Origin of the sequence: Mycobacterium sp. DL99, assembly GCF_004762045.1 — a bacterium.
In the GTDB taxonomy this organism is placed as follows: domain Bacteria; phylum Actinomycetota; class Actinomycetes; order Mycobacteriales; family Mycobacteriaceae; genus Mycobacterium.
On the sequence record NZ_SJOM01000007.1, the window covers coordinates 5,093,073 to 5,111,716 of the forward strand.

The following is an 18,644-nucleotide window of genomic DNA, read 5'->3' on the forward strand; positions in this document are numbered from 1 at the left end:
CGATCAGTTGGCCTGACCTGTTTCACAAGCCGGGTCGCAGACCAAAGTGGCACGGGTCGCATCGAGCACGGGCGCGATCAGCGTGAACTCGCTGTAGTCGTCCTCCCCCTCGGGGGACCCACGAAGAATCCCGACGGCGGCGACCTCGTCATTCCCGAGCTTCACATAAGCCGGCGAACCCGAATCACCCTCGGCGGAGTAGACGTCCGCCTGCACTTGCGTGCCGGTCACCACTTCGACCTTTCCGCACGTCTCACCGGAGACAAAGCCGAACTTGCAGAGGGTCACGTTGTTGTTCAACAGATAGTGATGATCGAGAACCTTGGTCACCCTGTACACGCCCGCGATCCGCGCGTTCGGCGAGACATCTTCTGCCAGATCAGGATCGACGGCGATCACCGCGAAGTCCGCCCAATCATCCTTACCGGTCTGCACGACCTTGCTCGGTTCGGCCCCGGTCTGACTGGTTGTGAACTCTCCCAATTCGACGTGGGTGTCCGGATCAGTTGCTCGGGTGAAGTACGGGCGATCACCGAATCCCTCTTTGCGACAGTGGCCGGCGGTGAACGCGATCGCGGTATCGGTCGCATCGCGGCCGAGAAACGCCAACGTGCACTCGTGGGAGTCGACTTCATCGGTGGTGGCGTCGACGCTGTCGGTGGCAATTGCGGTGCCCGGCACGAAGTCGTCGAAGGACAGCCAGTCGTTGTTCGTCCCGGTAGCGACCGGAGTCATGTTGGGCTGATCTGCCGGCACCGTCGGGTTGGGCCACAGGATCAGGACCACGAACGCCACCACGATGACGACGACGAGCCCCACAACGGTCAACAGGATGCGGCGCAACGCCCGGCGGGGCGGTTTGACCGGTGGCGCCGGCGGATAAGCCGTGGACCCATCCGGATCGAAAACGTCGCTCATGCCAGGCCGACCAAGCAGAGATCGGCTCCGGAGATGTCTCTCGTTGTCATATCGACTCCCGTTGGATGGATCAACGGTCGTCACCGTATCCTACGAACCGGTTCGGTACTGAGTTGCTGAGGAGCAATTTCGGCGTTGCCTCGGCGAACTCTCTATCCGCCGAGCACGTCCCCGAAATACCTAGACTGCGGCGGTTGCCGATGCCTTCGGTATCGAAATGTCCTGATGCCCCACGTGTAAGAGATGGACCGTCGCCGCACCGGCCGTTTATTGAAACCCTGTGAATTTTCTGGAAGCATCTTGTACGTTCGCCAGGTACTGTCCACTCGGTTTGCTCGGGACGGTCCCGACCTCGAGTGGGAGGAAATCTCTGTGCTGAAGAGGATTGCTGTTGTCGGCGCGTTGGCAATGGGCGCCGCGTTGGCCAACACGACAGGCATCGCCCACGCCGACGACATACTGGTGGTGGGTTACGACGGCGTGGAGGAGTTCTACTACACCGAAGCGGAGTGCCGAGAAGACGGGCCGACCGTTCATCTGCAGATCAACGACCACTCATACCCGTACTGGTACTGCCGAATCGGTGATGACCGCGGTGACACCGAGCACTGGTACCTCTGGAATTCCGACAATCCCAACTAGTTCGGTGCGGGCGCGGCCGAGGGGTCCGCGGCCGGAACACCGACGAGGCGGCACCGCAGCGCGGGACTCTGGCGGCGAAAGCGAGGAGCACGCATGGATTTTGGTCGTCGGGTTCTGATCGGCACTGCCGCAGCGGGTGCGATCCTCGGCGGATCGCTTGCGCTACCGGGTATCGCCGCAGCTGACGAGATCCTGCCGACGGGGGCGGGCGGGGTCACCTACATCCGCACCGAGTCGGGACGGACATTGTGCGGCATCCAAGGAGACGCGGTGAACTGCACGGTGCAGTTCGTGAATCCGCCGCTGACGGCATCGGGTGACGTCGCCAATTCGGTGACGCTCGACCAGAACGGAAAATTCACGTATCTGGCTGCCGACCTCGGCGTGACGGACCCGCTCCACACCATCCGTTACGACCAGACCTACATCGCCAACGGTTGGGCGGTTGAGGCGTTCAGCGACGGCACGCGGTTCACCAACAACCGCAGCAACGAGGGATTCTGGGTCAGCGTCACCGATGTCAACGCCCTCGGCCAGATGTAATTCTTCGCGAAATGCGCTGAAGGGCAACGGCTATCCTCCCAGCATGAGACGAAGTCCGCCATCACCGCCGGAGTGTTGGTAATGGGAGACGCGCGCCGGAATGTGACCGGCGGACCGCCCAAGGAGAACCGCCGCCGAGGATTCCGCACCTGGTTTGTCGCAACCTTGGGTGCCGCTCCCTTCCTCGAACACCCAGACTGGGAGGTCCACGCGCCGCACCGAATCACACTGTGTGCGAGCATCGGATCGTTGCGGCCCTCGCAGGGAGATGCCCCCACGTTGGTGCCGCTGAATGGGGCCGATCTGTGGGTATTGCCTACGACGGAGCGTCCAGCTGCCGGCACATACGGACCGGTCGTCGAGCATTGCGAAATCGCCCTACCAACAACATTGTTCGCTGGGCCAGACCTACCGATCGTACGGCCTCGTCATTCGTTCACGCTCCAGCTCATCGAGCGAATGCGACAACTCGCACCACGAACCGACGGGACCGCGCAGCTGCTCGCCGCGGCGCTCAACGAATCGATGCGGTTGCATCTCATCGATTCGTTCACAGAGCGAGGCACTCCCAGCGTTCGTAGCGATCGCCTACTCGGCGAGGACGACCACCATTTCGAGCGGGCGAACGAACGGTCCAAGGCCACATAGGCCGTGGGCAATCAGGCCGCCGAACAGCTCTCCATTCCCGCGCACCCGTCAACAAACATGATCGGGTTCGCACTCCGAAGGCGGGCAGTCACGTTCGGCCACCCGTTTGCTGCAAGCCCAGGGAAATTTGGAAGCGTTCAGGTCAATGCCCTGGCTACACTCCTGGCGCACGCTGCGCAATAGGCGGCGCTAACGTGTGGCCCGATCGCCCGATGACCTCCCTCTTCTGCGGGCGGGCGATCGGGCTTTCAAACATCCTGAATTCGACACGACGCGCGGTCGGCGAGACCCCTACACGCGGTCAATCATTGCCTCGACCGCGACGGCGGCAATCCGGCGAACTGGTGGCGGCTCGGAGTGTTCTCCCTACTGGCCGCGGCGGCGCTGACGGTGCGCTTGCGTCAACTCCAGTTGAAGACGGTTGCCCCGATTTCGCGATGAAGTATGTTCCGTTGCATGGCTAACAAAGTGTTTGTCGTCGGCGTGGGGATGACGAAGTTCGAGAAGCCCGGTCGGCGTGAAGGTTGGGACTACCCGGACATGGCGCGCGAGTCCGGCACCAAGGCGCTCGAGGACGCGGGCATCTCGTATGACCAGGTGCAGCAGGGCTACGTCGGGTACTGCTCGGGGGATTCCACCTCGGGCCAGCGCGCCCTGTACGAGCTGGGCATGACGGGCATCCCGATCGTCAATGTCAACAACAACTGTTCCACCGGGTCGACCGCGCTCTTCCTTGCCGCACAGGCGATTCGCGGCGGTCTGGCGGACTGCACGATCGCGCTGGGTTTCGAGAAGATGCAGCCCGGTTCGCTGGGCGGCGGCGCGCAGGACCGCGAGTCCCCGCTGGGCAAGCACGTCAAGGCCCTGGCCGAGATCGATGAGTTCGCCTTCCCCGTCGCACCGTGGATGTTCGGCGCCGCCGGCCGTGAGCACATGAAGAAGTACGGCACCACCGCCGAGCATTTCGCGAAGATCGGCTACAAGAACCACAAGCATTCGGTCAACAACCCGTATGCCCAGTTCCAGGACGAGTACACCCTCGACGACATCCTGGCCGCCAAGATGATCTCCGATCCGCTGACCAAGCTGCAGTGCTCCCCCACCTCCGACGGGTCGGGCGCGGCGATCGTGGCCAGCGAGGCCTTCGTCGACAAGCACGGTCTGGCCGGTCAGGCTGTCGAGATCGTCGGGCAGGCGATGACCACCGACTTCGCGTCGACCTTCGACGGCAGCGCCGCCAACATCATCGGCTACGACATGAATGTGCAAGCCGCCCAGCAGGTTTACGCACAGTCCGGTCTCGGGCCCGAGGACTTCCAGGTCATCGAGCTGCACGATTGCTTCTCCGCCAACGAACTGCTGCTGTACGAAGCCCTTGGCCTGTGCGGCGAGGGCGAGGCGCCGCGGCTGATCGACAACAACGACACCACCTACGGCGGACGCTGGGTGGTCAACCCCTCCGGCGGGCTGATCTCCAAGGGCCACCCGCTCGGCGCGACCGGCCTGGCCCAGTGCTCGGAGCTGACCTGGCAGTTGCGCGGCACCGCCGACAAGCGACAGGTCGACGGCGTCAATGCGGCCCTGCAGCACAACATCGGCCTCGGCGGCGCGGCCGTCGTGACCGCGTACCAGCGCGCCGAGCGCTAGGACCGCGAACAGACGCGCTAGACGAAGGAAGCGGTCGAGGAGCTGGGACTGAAGGTGAGGGTCGCTGCGGGGGCCGGGGGCAGGCAATGGCCACCCGGTTTCCTGCGGCGCTGATTGGCTGATTGCGACGAGGCCGGTTCTCGGTCGGAGGCCCGGCCGGCCATCCAAGAAATCACCAAGTGCGCTCGGCAACGATGCCGCGGTGGACCAGACACGTGAGCAAGTGCCCTTGTCGCAACGCCTGTGGGACCCCGTGTGGCAGCAAGCCAGGCACCGGCCGGCGCGCCTCGGCCCCGGCCGCATCGCGGTACCCCTACGCATCCTCGCCGTCCTTACCTGGGTCGGCTCCGCGATCATGCTGGCGTTCGGCTTCATCCCGGACCTGTTCGAGTCGAAGAACGGCAGCCTTTACGGCGGCGAACTCGTATTCCTCTACTCGCCGTTCTGGCCGCTGCTGTGCGGCATCGCCATCGGTTCGGGCGCGGCGGCCGCCGGCTACGTCGTCACCGCCACCGGCCCGGACGCCCCGCGGCACCACGCGGTGCTGGCGTGGTGTGCCGGGGTGTGGGTCCCGCTGATCCCCGTCCTCATGCTCGCAATCAACCGAGACCGGCAGACTATTCCCTCTGCCGTCGCGTGGCTCGCCGGCGCCGCGGTGGTGATCACCTGTCTGCACGTGCGCCATCGGGCTCCCCGGCCGTGGGTGGGGCTCGTCCTCGCCTGCCTTGTCGCGGCGCCATGGATCCCCGCCATCCATGCGAATCTCCGATTCGGGCTCGCCCTGAACGCCGCCAAGCCACCGCCTGACGGCGAACTGCTCGAAATGTTCATCGCCGATGTCTCGACCCGGACCTACGTTCCCGGCATCGCGCTCGCCTTCGTCGGGGCCATGGCCACCGCAGGCGTTGCACTGGCCGCGCACTCCCGGTCGGCCGTCGCCCAGCAGATCTCTGCGCACCGTGGCGGCTGGCGGCTCACCGCATTCATCTGTGCCGTCGCAGCCGCCGTCATCGTGCTCGAGGTGTCCGGTGTCGCGGGAATCTCCTCGGGCTTCATCGAGAACTACTGGGGGCTTGGCCACCCTTGGACATGGCCACACGCCATCCTCGTCGCGGTGGCGATCGCCTACGTGACCCAGCGCTCGTTCAGGACACCGTTGGTGCAGCGCGGCGACGTGGCCGCGACATTGGCCATCGGCGTCAGCGCCCTCGCCGTCCACATCCTGATCGCCCTCATGCTGATCGTGAATCTGGTCGCGAATGCGGTCACCGGACCGCGGGCAGACACCATTACACCGCCGGAAGGCCTCGTTCTCCTGATCGCCTGGCTGGGCCTCGCCGCGTTGATCCCCATAGCGCTGCGTGAGCGGTGGGACGGCACGGTCGGACAGTCGGTTGCGAGAGTGGGACTGCTGTTCCTGGTCCCCGTGTACATCGGGGTGTTGGGCGACCAACTGGGTTACCACTGGCCCGTCGCCTTTTGGGCGAAGGCTCCGCAAGTTGCCATTTGCCTGGCCATCATCGGTTGTGTCGCAACGATCTTCGGCCTACTCGGCAAATCAACACCCATATCGTCGGAGATGGCGAACCGGCTGGTGCTCATCCCACTGCTGATCGTCAGTGGCGCATCCTGGCTGCCGAACGTCATCGCCGTCCCGTTGACACCGATCATCGCAGTCACCGCCGCGTTGTTTGCGCTGTTGTGGGCGTTTCCGGCAGCCGACCGCGACGACGAACACACCGGCGGCGTCCTGACGGTGTCAGCGCAGCTGTTGCTGGTCGCCGCGGCCGCGGCGATCGTCACCTGCCTTCCGGACATTTCGGCCGGCGACCCGACACTCGCGATGCTGCTGTTCGGCGTGCCATTGAGTGTCCTACTGTGCGCCAAGGTAACCGAAGCGTCGAGACAACAGCCGGTAGATATCCGGGGCGATCTCGTCGACGTCCCCCCAACGCGGCCGTCGTGACCGCCTACCGGCGCGCCGAGCGCTAGGACCGCCCCGGCGAACCAGCTGATTCACGCGGTCTCACTCCGACGCCGCGCGAACCAGCTTGTAGTTCACGAACTCCCGGATCCCGAGGGATCCGAGCTCGCGGCCGACACCGGAGCGTTTGGTACCGCCGAACGGTAGTTCCACCGCATCCAGGCCGACACCGTTGACGTAGACCATCCCGGTGTCCAGGGCGTCGGCCACCCGGTCCGCCTGTGCCGCGTCATCGGTGAACACATACGAGCCCAGGCCGAACGGTGTGTCGTTGGCGATGCGCACGGCGTGTGCCTCGTCGGCTGCCCGGTAGACGATCGCGACTGGTCCGAACAGTTCCTCGTGATGAATCGGGTTGTCCTCGGCCACATCGGCCAGCACGCCGCAGGTGTGAAACGCACCTTGCCGCGAACTCGGCAGCAGCGCCTTGGCGCCGGCGTCGACCGCCCGCCGAACCTGGGATTCCAGGTTTTTCGCCGCCCGCTCCGACGAGAGCGGGCCGAGCACGGTCTCCTCGCTCATCGGATCGCCGGGCGCCACTTCGGCCAGCTTGCCGACGAAAAGCTCGACGAATTCATCGAAGTGCCGGTCCAGGATGATGATCCGCTTGGCGCCGTTGCACGACTGCCCGCTGTTGTCGAGCCGCGCCTCGACCGCAGCCTCCACGGCTGCGGAGAGGCTCGCGACATCCAGCACCAGGAACGGGTCGGAACCACCGAGTTCGAGGACCGACTTCTTCACCGCGCCGCCGGCGAGCCGGCCGACCACCGCGCCTGCCCGCTCGGACCCGGTGAAACTGACTCCGGCCACGCGCGGATCGGCGATGGTTTCGGCGATCTGCTCCTCGGCGGCAAAGATGGTGGTGAACACCGCTTCCGGAAAACCTGCCTCGGTAAAGATCCGCTGAATCTTCAGCGCGGACTCCGGGCACTGCGGGGCCGGTTTGAGCAGTACCGCGTTCCCGGCGGCGAGACTCGGCGCGGCGAACCGCGCGACCTGGTAGTAGGGGAAGTTCCACGGCATGATCCCGAGGATCACGCCGAGGGGTTGTTTCCGGAGCACCGCGCTACCGGTTCCCGACTGCAGGTCGATCGAATCCTCGGCGAGGAAAGCCTCGGCTGCACCGGCGTAGTAGTCGTAGATGTCGGCACTGAACTCGACTTCGGCACGCGCCTGGCTGATCGGCTTCCCCATTTCGCGCACCGCGGTTCGGGCGAGATCGTCGAGTTGTTCGCGGTGCAGCTCGGCGACCCGCTTGAGCGCGGTGGTGCGCTCAGCAAGCGAGATGTTTCGCCAAGAACGTTGCGCCGCTTGCGCATCGGCGATCACGCCGGCCAGGGCGGCGTCGTCGATGAACGGCCGCTGCTCGCCGGTCTCACCGGTGGCGGGGTTGACCACTTGAAATGGAATCGGGGTTGACATTGCTGCGCTCCAGGTGCTCGTGAACGGATGGGATCAGGCGTCGAGTTGGTCGTATACGTCGGGACGGCGACGACGGATCACCACCGCGCTCACCGATCCCACGACAAAGGAGGCGACCACGAAGCCCATTACGCCGTAGGCCTGACCCTGTGTGCCGGTGAGCAGGCTGAAGTTCGTGACCACCAACAGCAGGATCACCGCCAGCCCGATGGTGGAGATGATCGGGGCAATCAATGTGTGCCAGATGCCTTTACCGGTGGCGACCCGCCGGAAGAACACCAGCATCGCGACGCTGACCAGCGTCATGAGGATCACCACTCCCAATGAGGAGGCGGCACCGGCGAGGGTGAACACGACAGACACCGGATCGAGCTGGGCGATGATCGAGGCCAGCACGAACACGCCGATCATGATGCTCACGACCAGGGAGGCACGCGACGGCGCGTGATGCTTGGTGCTGACCTCGCCCAGCCGCGAGGGCAGGACAGCTTTCTGCGCCAGGACGAACACATACCGGGTGACGATGTTGTGGAAGGACAGCGCGCACGCGAAGAAGCTCGTGACCAGCAAGACCCGGGCCAGGTCACCGAGAATCGGGCCCGCCACCGTGTGCATCAGGTCGAGCACGACGTTCTCGGGATCGTCGGCCGAGCGTTGCACCACGTCGCCGACGCCGACCCCTGCGACCACACACCACGCGGAGAAGGCCGAGAACAGGCCGATGACGAAGACAGCGATGTAGGTTGCGCGCGGAATGGTGCGGTTCGGGTCGCGGGCTTCGTTACGGAACACCGCGGTGGCCTCGAACCCGATGAAGCTGTAGAAGGCGAACATGACGCCGAGCGCAGGCACCCCCTCCCCCAGCGTGCTCAACGGAACCGAAAGCGAATGGCCCGCACCGCCATTGGTGGCGAATACCCCGATGTTCATCACGATGACGACGACGGTCTCCAACGCCAGGGCGATCAACAGAACCTTCGAACTCAGCTCGATGTCGCGATAGCCGAGCAACCCCACCAGGGCTACCAGCATCAGGGAGAACACCCACCACGGAACATCGGTCCCGATCAGATTGCGGGCCGCGACACCGAAATACGCGGTCACGCCCAGCAGCATCATCGAGTACGCACAGATCGCGACCGCGGCGGCGCCGGTTCCGGTGATCCGGCCCAGGCCCGCCTGGATGTAGGAGTAGAACGCGCCGGCGTTCGGCACGTATCGGCTCATCAGGGTGAACCCGACAGAGAACACGGCGAGCAGCGCGGTACACACCAGGAAGTAGTAGGGCGCTCCCGCGTTGGCGCTCTGCGCGATCAGAACCGGCAGGTTGGCGGCCACCACTGCCAGGGGTGCCGCCGCGGCGACGACCATGAAGACGATCGGGCCGACGCCGAGGTTACGGCTGAGCAGCGATGTCCCGGCCGCGTCGGCGCGAGTACTCGTCGCATCCGCGGATGCTGACTGAGAGCCTGTGGTCATGTGTGGGTTGTCCTTCGGTGTTCGATCTCGCGGGTCAGTTCTGACCGGGAATGAGCAGGGTGCGCAGCGAGGCGCCGGTAGCGAGTTCGTCGAGGGCGGCGGCGGCCTCCTCGAGCGGGCGACGGGCGCTCACCATTTCGTCGATCTTGAGTTCGCCGTCCATGTAGCGGTCGACCAGCTTGGGGATGTCGATCGCGGGACGGACGCTGCCGTAGTTGGAGCCCAGGATGCGCTGATCGGCCTCGGCCAGGGCAAGCGGCTCGAAGGACGCCTTTGCGCCGGCTGCCGGAAGTCCGACGACGACGGCCGCTCCACCCAGGCCCAGCATGCCGATGGCCTGCTCGGTGGTGGCGATCTTGCCGATCGCGTCGAACACGTAGTCGGCACCGTCGGGAAGCAGTTCGCGAAGCGCCGCGACCGGATCGGTGTTCGCGGCGTCGATCGTGTCGGTCGCACCGAGGGTGAGCGCCAACGCGGTCTTCTCGGGCTGGATGTCGACGGCGACGATCCGGCTCGCACCCGCGATCCGGGCGCCTTGCACGACCGACAAACCGACTCCGCCGCAACCGATCACGGCTACGGTCGCACCTTCTTCGACCTTCGCCGTGTTGGTGACCGCGCCGACACCGGTGGCGATCGCACATCCGATCAGACAGATGACGTCGAGCGGGGCGTCCTTGCGAACGCGGATGGCTCCGCTGGCCGGCACGATCGCCTCCTCGGCGAACGAAGAGACACCCTGGTAGTGGTAGATCGTCTCGCCGTCGCGGCTGATCCGTGAGCTGCCGTCGTACAGCACGCCGCCGGGGGCGACGAGGTTCATCGCGACAGTGCAGCGGGCCTCATGACCCGATTGGCAGTACCGGCACTCGTAGCACGGGGCGACCCAGGACAGTACGACGTGATCGCCGATCTCCAGATCGGTTACACCGGGCCCCAACTCGGTGACCACCCCGCTGCCCTCATGGCCGAGCACCATGGGCACCGGTAGCGGCCATTCGTTGCGGATGATGTGCAGATCGGAATGACAGACACCCGTCGCCGCGATCTTGACTCGTACCTCACCCGGTCCGGGCTTGGCCAGGTCGACGTCGGCTACCTCGACTTTTCCGGCGTTTCCGGAGAACAACACTGCGCGCATTTTCGCTCCTAGTTCGATTTCTTCATGGTGGTGGCTGCTGTCATGACCTCGTCGAGGACCGTCACCACGTGGTCGGCGTGTTCGGCTTGAAACGGCAAGGGGGGACGGATTTTCAGCACGTTCTCGGATCGGCCGGATGCGCTGATCAGGATGCCCCGGTCACGCAACTCATTGACCACTGCCGAGGCCGTCGCGGCGTCCGGCTCGCGGCTGACGGGGTCGACGACGAACTCCGCGGCCACGAAAAGGCCACAGCCGCGGACGTGCCCGATCACGGGGTGCCGTCGGGCCACCTCCTCGAGTCCAGACCGCAGTCGTGCGCCGACGGCGCTCGCGTTGGCGATCAGGTCGTCATCCTCGATGACGTCGAGCACCGCGTTCGCGGCGGCGATGCTGACGGGGTTTCCACCAAATGTGTTGAAATAGCGAATGTCTCGACCGAATCTGTCCATCGCGGCGTCGGTTCCGACCACGGCGGCGATGGGGATTCCATTGCCCATCGGTTTCCCGAGGACCACCAGATCCGGTTTCAGCCCATGCCGGGCGAAACCCCACCAGCCGGTCCCCAGCCGGCCGAAACCTGGCTGGACCTCGTCGGCAATCCACATCCCGCCGGCCTCGTGCACGGCATCGGCGGCCGGGGCCAGCCACCCCGCGGGGTCGGTCTGCACACCATCGCTGGACAGCACCGAGTCGACGATCATCGCGGCCAGGCCGACACCGCGTTGGCCGAGCGTCGCGATGGCCGCCTGTACCCGGGCGGCGAAGATCTCGGCGGCTGCCGCGGGATCGTCCCGGTACGAGTCGGGTACGTCGACCAGGATCACTTCCGGACCGATGGGGTTGTTGGGCCCCAGGCTGGGCGAAATCTCGGCGGCGGCGGCCGTCGTGCCGTGGTAGGCGTGACTGGTGCAGATGATGCCGCGCGCACCGGTCTCGTACCGGGCCACCCGCAGCGCCAGGTCGACGGCTTCGCTGCCGGTGCAGGTGTAGACGATCTTCGACAACTCGGGCGGGAAGAGCGCAAGCAGCCGCTCCGAGTAGGCGATCAGCGGCTCGGTCAGATATCTGGTGTGGGTGTTGAGCACACGCATCTGTTCGTCCACCCGCCGCCGAACGTGCGGATGGCTGTGCCCGACCGCCGGAACGTTGTTGTAGGCGTCGAGGTAACGCCGGCCTTCGGCGTCATAGAGCCAGACGCCGTCGGCACGGACGACGCTGACCGGGGCCCGGTAGAACAGCCGGTAGCTGGGTGCGAGAACCGCGGAGCGGCGCCGGATGAGTTCTCTGGCCTCAGGTTCGAGCGACTCGTCGTTGCCGTCGAACGCGTTCGCCATGAAAGTGCGGTGAAGGTTCATCATCGGTTACCGCTCTGCCCGGGCTTCCGGTCGTCCAGCGCGGAGGCGGTGGGTTTCTCACAGACTGAATGCAGTTGTGCCGCAGCCTCTTCTGGGCTGATGGCCAGAACGCGGTGCAGCGTCGGCAACGTGAACCGCATCCGCATGCTGCCGTAGGCAGTTGGGTTCGTGCTCGCTCGCGAGGTCCACGTCAGCGCCTGCACACACAATCTGGAAGCCGCCAACGGATAGACGACAGCCAGCTCGTCGTCGGTCAGCGGCGTCACGGAGTGGTACCCGCCGATCACCTGGCCGAGCGCGCGGAGCGGCTCGGCCTGACGCATCATGGCGTAGGCACCTGCGATCGTCGGCTCGGCGACCCGCACGCTGTAGAGGGCGTCGTTGAAATCCAGTACCCCCGAGACTTGGTCCCGCTCGACATCGACCAGGACGTTGTTGTCGTTCAGGTCGTTGTGCACTACCGCGCGCGGCAGTGCCGACAGGGTCGGTTCGACATCGTCGAACCACCGCAAAGCGGTTTGCACATAGTCCATCTCGGCGAGCTCGGGGGCATCGGCCAGGCAGGACGCGATCGCGGTCCGGGCCCGGGTCACATCCCAGTGATGTGTGGCGCGCAGAGATTCCGGCGGAAATCCTTCGAGGGCCGCGGTGATGCGCGCGGCCGTCGCACCCAACTGGACCAGGAGGGCATCCGAATGCCGGTCCACCTTGGCCCATTCGACGCCGTGCACCCAGTTGAACACGGTCAGCACTTCGTTTCCGCCGTCGAGTCGGACGTGCCGGCCACCGCTGGCCGGCGGCACGATGGTGGGAACCGCGACTCCGGGGTCTCTACCCGCCATGTGTACGAGAATGTCTTCCTGCCAGCTCTGTTCGAGGTGGCCTTCGCCACGAATCTGCAGCTTCGCCAGAAAGCACTCGCCGGAATCGGCAGTGGCCCGGTAGTTGCGGTCGAATTCGCCGCCCAGAAACGTCAGGTCGACAATCGACAGTCCGTACTCCTCGCCGAGGAGGTCTGTCAGCGTCGACCCCCAGGAGTCATCGGTGACGGGCAGTGCACCTCGCGATTGCGGCATTGATCGTCCTTCCGCTGGCCGGGTGTCGCCGGACGCAGCACGTGAATGTGGGGCAGCACACATTCAATGAGTTCAAAGCGATGCGGTCAATGCCATAATTGGCGCGCATTTCGCCCATAAACTGTGCGCATTGCACATTTCAGATCCTGTGACCGCAGGCGCCGAGAGAGCGGGAACGACCCATGGAACAGCTGGACACCACCACGCAGCTGATCAGGACGACCGCCCGCCGGCTACTCGACGTCCACCTCGACGAGATCGTGGAACGCACCGTGGCCCGCACCATCGAGGACGAGCCCACCTACACCGGCGGTCCGGTCAGTCGAACGGACCTCCGGTACCACATGGATCGGACGATGCGGTTGGCGCTCTCGCGACTGGCCGGCGACGACATCCCGGCCGATCTCGAGTCCGTCGCGCTGGAGCTCGGCAAAATCCGTGCTCGCCAAGGTGTTCCGCTGTCCAGCGTGTTGCACGCGTTCCGGATCGATCTGAAGTCGTTGTGGGAAGCGCTGATCGACGAGGGTCGCGCGGTGGGCGCGGATGTGCGGGCCGACTTCCTCGAACGCTCGTCGCTGATGGTGTGGGAGGCCGTCGAACTCAACACTGAGCACGTCGTCCGCGGGTATCAGACCACCCAGGACAGTCTGGATGAAATTCGTTCAGCCGCATTCGATCAGCTGCTCACGGATGGCGGGCTCGAACCGAGCGCAGTCGAAGATGCGGCTCGCGTACTGGGGTTGCCCACCGAGGGCAGTTACCACTGCCTCGTCGGCTCCTTCCCGATTCCGCGGCCCGAAGTCCTGGCTGAATGCAGTGCGGCCCTGCAGGCATCTGGCCGGGCTTTCTACTTCAGCTGGTGGGCCCGGGAGCTACGCGGAGTGGTCCACGCCTCCGACGATTCCTTCGACATCGCCGGGGAATTGGCAGCGTTGAGCGGGCAGACATGCTCGGTAGTGACGGCCGCCGGGCTCGATTCGGTGGCACGCGCCATCCGCCTGGCGCGGATGGCCGTCCATGGTCGCTCCGACGTCGGAGTCGAACGACTGCAGGACAACTGGCTCCATGCCGTCGTCGCGGCGAACCAGGAGTTGTCCGAGGAGATCCACTCAGCTGTCTTCGGCCCGCTGAACAGGCTGAGCGAGAGCGAACGCCACGGTCTGACCGAGACGGTCGGCGACCTCACCGCCAATGGCGGAACCATCGCCAACATCGCCGAGCGAACATATCGGCACCGGAACACCGTGCGCGGACGACTGCGCGCGTTCACTGAGCTCACCGGCTTCGACCTGACCAAGACGAATGACCTCGCCACCGTCACCATCGCGTTCATGATCGACGCCAACATGAAGGCGACGGGTTGATCTCTCGACGGCGCGTCTGCTCGCGGGAGAACTAGAGGGTGATGACCTCGTAGGCACCGTCCGCGTGGCGCGCCCGGATCGTCTTCTTGTCGTACTTGCCCACGCTGGTACGCGGCACCTGCTCGATGAACGTCCAGCGCTCGGGCAGCCACCACCGAACCACCTTGTCCGCCAGGAATTCCCGCAGTTCGGCCGGCTCCGCTGAGGCACCGTCGTGCAGCACTACGACAGCCAGCGGGCGTTCCTGCCAGCGCTCGTCGGGCACCCCGACCACGGCGGCCTCCAACACCGCGGGGTGGCCGATCAGATGGTTCTCCAACTCCACCGAGGAGATCCACTCCCCGCCGGACTTGATCACGTCCTTGGCCCGGTCGGTCAGCGTCACATATCCCTGCTGGTCGATCGAACCGACGTCTCCGGTGCACAGCCACCCGGTGTCGAACTTCTCGGCATCGCGGCCCAGGTAGTAAGAGCCGGTGATCCACGGCCCGCGCACTTCCAGTTCGCCGACCGCGTCGCCGTCGTCGGGCAGGGGTACACCCTCGTCGTCGACGACGCGCACCTCCACGCCGCACATCGGCCGGCCCTGGCTGACCCGCATCTCCCACTGACGTTCCTCGGACACCCCGGGCAGCGGCTTGGCCACCGTGGCCAGAGGTGAGGTTTCAGTCATCCCCCACGCCTGCTGGATGTACACGCCGTAGCGTTCCTGGAACGTCTGCATCAGGGACAAGGGCACTGCCGAACCACCGCAGGCGACCAGTCGCAGCGATGAAACGTCGTGCCCCGGTTCCTTTTCCAGCCGATGCATGACGTCGTTCCAGATGGTCGGCACGGCACCGGCCAGCGTGGGGCGCTGCGATTCGATCAGGTCGAGCAACGAGGCACCGTCCATGAACCGGTCGGGCATCACCAGATTGGCGCCGGCCATCAGGGCGGCGTACGGCAACCCCCACGCGTTGGCGTGGAACATCGGCACGATCGGCAGCACCGAGTCACTGCAACTGACGTCGAGCGCGTTGGCCGTGCAGGTGTTCAACGCATGCAGGTAGCTCGACCGGTGGCTGTACACCACACCTTTCGGGTTTCCGGTGGTGCCGCTCGTGTAACACATTGCTGCCGCGGAGTTTTCGTCGATCTCGGGCCAGTCGAACTCAGCGGGCTGCGCGGCCAGCAGCTCGTCCCAGCGCAGCACGGTCTTTCCGGCCAGGGCGCTGGTATCGCCGTCACCGACCACGATCACCGTGTGCACGGTCTCCAGCAGGGGCAGCACCGGGGCCAGCAACGGCACCAGGGATCCGTCGGCGATCACCACGCTGTCGGCGGCCTCGTTGGCGATGTAGGCGATCTGCTCGGGCGACAGCCGGATGTTCAGGGTGTGCAGCACCGCGCCCATCGAAGGCACGGCCAGATAGGCGGCGAGGTGTTCGGTGTTGTTCCACATGAACGTGCCGACCCGCTGGTCACCATCGACCCCGAGCCCGCGCAGGGCATGGGCCAGTCGGGCCGCCTGCCCGCCCAGCTCGCGATAGCTGATCGTGCGGTATCGGCCCTGCCCACCTGCGGTGGTCACGGTCCGGTCGCCGTTGACGCCGCAGGAATGTCGCAGGATCGCGGTGATCGTCAACGGCCAGTTCTGCATCGTGCTCTTCACGGGCGCGATGGTATGCGCTTGCCGTTCGACACCGGCGGGAACGAATCGAATTTCCCGAACGATGTACGTAAGGGAAGATGAGCTGGTAACGACGGAAGGACGGCCCGATGCGCATGAAATGGTCCCTGGCGGCAGTCGCAATGGCTGTGTTCGGGGTGATCGGCGCATCGTCCGCGGTGGCTTCGGCCGAGGAAACCGCTCAGCAGGTGATCAGCCGCCTGCAGTCCGAGGGGTACACCGTCACCATCGACAAGATCGGCACCGCGCCGCTGGAGCAGTGCACGGTCACCAGCGTGCGCAACCCCCAGCAGGTCACCCAGCTGGTGCCTTACGTCGGGCCGGGCCTCGGCGGCGATCGGATCCTGGTCCCATCGATCACCAGCCGGACCGTGTCGGTGTCGCTCAACTGCCAGCGCTGAGATCTACCTCGAACAGTTCAGCGACACCGTGATGGTGCGTCGCACCACCACGGGTACGAGGTCGAAATCCCTCTCGCCGTCCTTGCCGAACCGTTCCACCCGGATGAGCCGGGTCTGGGTCTGTGGGTTGCGGATGCTGGTGACGGTGCACTGATCGAGTGGGGCGCTGCCTACCCGATCGATGTTGACGTAGAAACCCTCGGCTTCCAGCAGTCCGATGGTCTCGATCGCCGAGTCGGCAAATGCCGTCCCGGCGGGCGCCAAAATAGTTCCCAACGCCGCCCCCGACGCGGCCACCATGATGATCGATGCGTACATGGCCGTGCCATCCTTACCCTCTCGCATACCTTTTCGGTGCGCGGTTCACCTTTGTTACGAGCCAGGCATAGGTAATGGTTCAATCACGACGAGGCCCGGCCGGGCGGTACCGGCCGGGCCTGTAGCTACCTGTCAGGCGTGCGCAGGTTCGGCGGTGCGGTTGGCATGGTCGTCGACCATGGTGAGTTCGTCGAACGGATCGTCACCGCGCAGCACCGCATCGACCTTGGCCTTGTCCACGGTGTGTGTCCACGAGCCGACGAGCAGGGTGGCCACCGCATTGCCCGAGAAGTTGGTCACCGCGCGGGCTTCGGACATGAACCGGTCGATCCCGACGATCAGTCCGACCCCGTCGAGCAGATCGGGGCGATGGGCCTGCAGGCCGCCGGCCAGCGTGGCCAATCCGGCGCCGGTGACGCCGGCGGCTCCCTTCGACGCGACGATCATGAAGACCAGCAGACCGATCTGCTGCCCGACGGACATCGGGGCGCTCAGCGCGTCGGCGATGAACAGCGCCGCCATGGTCAGGTAGATCGCGGTGCCGTCGAGGTTGAACGAATATCCGGTCGGCACAACGACACCGACGGTGCTGCGTTCGACGCCCAGGTGCTCCATCTTGGCGATCAGCCGCGGCAGCGCCGATTCTGACGAGGACGTCGAGAAGATCAGCAGGTACTCACGGGCCAGGTACCGCACCAGCTTGAAGATGGACACCCCCGACACCGCACGCAGCAGTATGCCGAGCACGCCGAACACGAACACTACGCACGTCACATAGAAGCCCAGCATCAGTGTCAGCAGCTGGGTGACGGCGGTCCAGCCGGTCTGCCCGACGACGTTGGCGATCGCGCCGAAAGCACCGATGGGCGCCAGCCACAGGATCATGATCAGCACCTTGAACACGAGTTTCTGCAGGTGCTCGATGCCGCGCAGGATCGGTTCACCGGCGCTGCCCATGCCCTGCAGCGCGAACCCGACCAACAGCGCCACAAACAAGGCCTGAAGCACGCTGCCCGCCGTCAGCGAGGAGAACAGCGTCTCCGGGATGATGCCCTGGACGAAGTCCATGAGTCCGCCGGACTCATGTGCCTTCTCCGCGAGTTCGGCGCCCTTGCCCGCCGCGCTCTCCGACAGGTGCATGCCGCTGCCCGGGTGGATCAGGTTGCCGACAACCAGACCGATGGTCAGCGCGACCGTGGACATCGCCAGGAAGTAGCCGAAAGCCAGGCCACCGACCTTGCCGACGGTGGCGGCCTTGCGTACCGAGCCGATCCCCAACACGATCGTGCAGAAGATGATGGGGCCGATCATCATCTTGATCAGGTTGACGAACATGGTGCCGAGCACACCGACGCTCTTGCCCACCTCGGGTGCCACGAGCCCGACCACCACGCCGACGACGACGGCCGCAATGACCGCGATGTAGAGCCAGTGCGTGCGGTCGCGACGCTGCGGGGGCGCCGGCTCTGATTGCGGGTCTATGGACACGGTCATCGGTCCACCTCCAGTTTCGGGTCCGGTTCGACAGTTCGGTTCATCTGCCGATGTCGCTGTACCAGTACCTTCGACCATAGGGTGAGCCAGGTCACGTTTTTGTTCATTACGTTCACGCAGCGATCTGGCCCCGAGGCGGGCGACTTCGGGACCGGATCAACAATCGATCGCTCAGATACCTGCGCAGAGCGAGACAAACGGAATCGGTGCGCAGATGCCGACGGAGAAGTAGGGCGTGATGTCGCCGTTCCACGCCGGCGGCGGGGGCGGTGGAGGCGGCGGCAACGGGGCTGCCACGCAGGTGTTCGAGGGCGGATCGTATACGGTGCCCACTCCGCACTCGGTGGCGTTGCCGACCGCCGGAGAAATGGCCGTCACCACTGCCAGTGACGCGCCCGCGGCCATGATGATGGTTGTCAAGCGATGAATTGCACAGCTCATCGCAGGTCTCCCTTGGATCTACCCTCGACCCTGCTTATTGTCAGATTCTACGACTCAGCCCCCGCGAACAGCAGCCCCGAATTGACGGGCGCGAAG

16 protein-coding genes are annotated in these 18,644 nt (G+C 65.3%); 6 read left to right on the forward strand and 10 right to left on the reverse strand.

Annotated features, from left to right (window positions below):
* Positions 1 to 3: 3 nt before the first annotated feature.
* Positions 4 to 918, reverse strand: a complete 915-nt coding sequence (locus EYZ64_RS24845; protein WP_135457639.1) for a trypsin-like serine protease — start codon at positions 916 to 918, stop codon at positions 4 to 6.
* Positions 919 to 1,290: 372 nt separating this feature from the next.
* Here EYZ64_RS24845 and EYZ64_RS24850 point away from each other — a divergent pair, with 372 nt between their 5' ends.
* From EYZ64_RS24850 to EYZ64_RS24865, 4 genes are all read left to right on the forward strand, one after another.
* Positions 1,291 to 1,560 (forward strand): hypothetical protein, encoded by a 270-nt coding sequence (locus EYZ64_RS24850; RefSeq protein ID WP_135457641.1) that lies wholly within the window; start codon positions 1,291 to 1,293, stop codon positions 1,558 to 1,560.
* Positions 1,561 to 1,653: 93 nt separating this feature from the next.
* Positions 1,654 to 2,103: a hypothetical protein gene (locus tag EYZ64_RS24855; RefSeq protein WP_135457643.1), complete on the forward strand. Its 450-nt coding sequence runs from the start codon at positions 1,654 to 1,656 to the stop codon at positions 2,101 to 2,103.
* 1,104 nt (positions 2,104 to 3,207) lie between these two features.
* Positions 3,208 to 4,398 (forward strand): lipid-transfer protein, encoded by a 1,191-nt coding sequence (locus EYZ64_RS24860; protein ID WP_090428904.1) that lies wholly within the window; start codon positions 3,208 to 3,210, stop codon positions 4,396 to 4,398.
* Positions 4,399 to 4,600: 202 nt separating this feature from the next.
* Positions 4,601 to 6,364, forward strand: coding sequence for a hypothetical protein (locus EYZ64_RS24865; RefSeq protein WP_135457647.1), 1,764 nt, complete (start codon positions 4,601 to 4,603; stop codon positions 6,362 to 6,364).
* A 60-nt stretch (positions 6,365 to 6,424) separates the two neighbouring features.
* Here EYZ64_RS24865 and EYZ64_RS24870 read toward each other — a convergent pair whose 3' ends face one another.
* The 5 genes from EYZ64_RS24870 to EYZ64_RS24890 are packed head-to-tail and all read right to left on the reverse strand — an operon-like array spanning position 6,425 to position 12,858.
* Entirely contained in the window at positions 6,425 to 7,804 is a 1,380-nt protein-coding gene (locus tag EYZ64_RS24870) for an NAD-dependent succinate-semialdehyde dehydrogenase (RefSeq protein WP_135457650.1), read from the reverse strand.
* Positions 7,805 to 7,837: 33 nt separating this feature from the next.
* Positions 7,838 to 9,283 carry an APC family permease gene (locus EYZ64_RS24875; protein ID WP_210115571.1) on the reverse strand — a complete coding sequence of 482 codons (1,446 nt, stop codon included), beginning with the start codon at positions 9,281 to 9,283 and terminating at the stop codon, positions 7,838 to 7,840.
* Between the two features lie 34 nt (positions 9,284 to 9,317).
* The gene (locus EYZ64_RS24880) at positions 9,318 to 10,424 is read right to left on the reverse strand and encodes a zinc-binding dehydrogenase (RefSeq protein WP_135457652.1); all 1,107 of its coding nucleotides are present in this window, start codon (positions 10,422 to 10,424) and stop codon (positions 9,318 to 9,320) included.
* Positions 10,425 to 10,432: 8 nt separating this feature from the next.
* Positions 10,433 to 11,761, reverse strand: a complete 1,329-nt coding sequence (locus tag EYZ64_RS24885) for an aspartate aminotransferase family protein (protein WP_135457654.1) — start codon at positions 11,759 to 11,761, stop codon at positions 10,433 to 10,435.
* A gap of 20 nt (positions 11,762 to 11,781) precedes the next feature.
* The gene (locus EYZ64_RS24890) at positions 11,782 to 12,858 is read right to left on the reverse strand and encodes a phosphotransferase (protein WP_167857956.1); all 1,077 of its coding nucleotides are present in this window, start codon (positions 12,856 to 12,858) and stop codon (positions 11,782 to 11,784) included.
* Positions 12,859 to 13,040: 182 nt separating this feature from the next.
* Here EYZ64_RS24890 and EYZ64_RS24895 point away from each other — a divergent pair, with 182 nt between their 5' ends.
* Positions 13,041 to 14,222 carry a PucR family transcriptional regulator gene (locus tag EYZ64_RS24895; RefSeq protein WP_135457659.1) on the forward strand — a complete coding sequence of 394 codons (1,182 nt, stop codon included), beginning with the start codon at positions 13,041 to 13,043 and terminating at the stop codon, positions 14,220 to 14,222.
* A gap of 31 nt (positions 14,223 to 14,253) precedes the next feature.
* On the opposite strand, the gene EYZ64_RS24900 is transcribed toward EYZ64_RS24895, so the two are convergent.
* A complete protein-coding gene (locus EYZ64_RS24900) occupies positions 14,254 to 15,876 on the reverse strand; it encodes a fatty acid--CoA ligase (RefSeq protein ID WP_167857957.1) in 1,623 nt (540 codons plus the stop codon).
* 107 nt (positions 15,877 to 15,983) lie between these two features.
* On the opposite strand from EYZ64_RS24900, the gene EYZ64_RS24905 reads away from it, so the two are divergent.
* Complete coding sequence (locus EYZ64_RS24905; protein WP_135457661.1) at positions 15,984 to 16,295, forward strand: hypothetical protein; 312 nt, start codon at positions 15,984 to 15,986, stop codon at positions 16,293 to 16,295.
* Positions 16,296 to 16,298: 3 nt separating this feature from the next.
* On the opposite strand, the gene EYZ64_RS24910 is transcribed toward EYZ64_RS24905, so the two are convergent.
* From EYZ64_RS24910 to EYZ64_RS24920, 3 genes are all read right to left on the reverse strand, one after another.
* A complete protein-coding gene (locus EYZ64_RS24910) occupies positions 16,299 to 16,613 on the reverse strand; it encodes a hypothetical protein (protein ID WP_135457663.1) in 315 nt (104 codons plus the stop codon).
* Between the two features lie 132 nt (positions 16,614 to 16,745).
* On the reverse strand, positions 16,746 to 18,107 hold the full coding sequence (locus EYZ64_RS24915; RefSeq protein ID WP_135457665.1) for a cation:dicarboxylate symporter family transporter: 1,362 nt from the start codon (positions 18,105 to 18,107) through the stop codon (positions 16,746 to 16,748).
* A 171-nt stretch (positions 18,108 to 18,278) separates the two neighbouring features.
* Complete coding sequence (locus EYZ64_RS24920; RefSeq protein WP_286175118.1) at positions 18,279 to 18,527, reverse strand: hypothetical protein; 249 nt, start codon at positions 18,525 to 18,527, stop codon at positions 18,279 to 18,281.
* Positions 18,528 to 18,644: the final 117 nt, after the last annotated feature.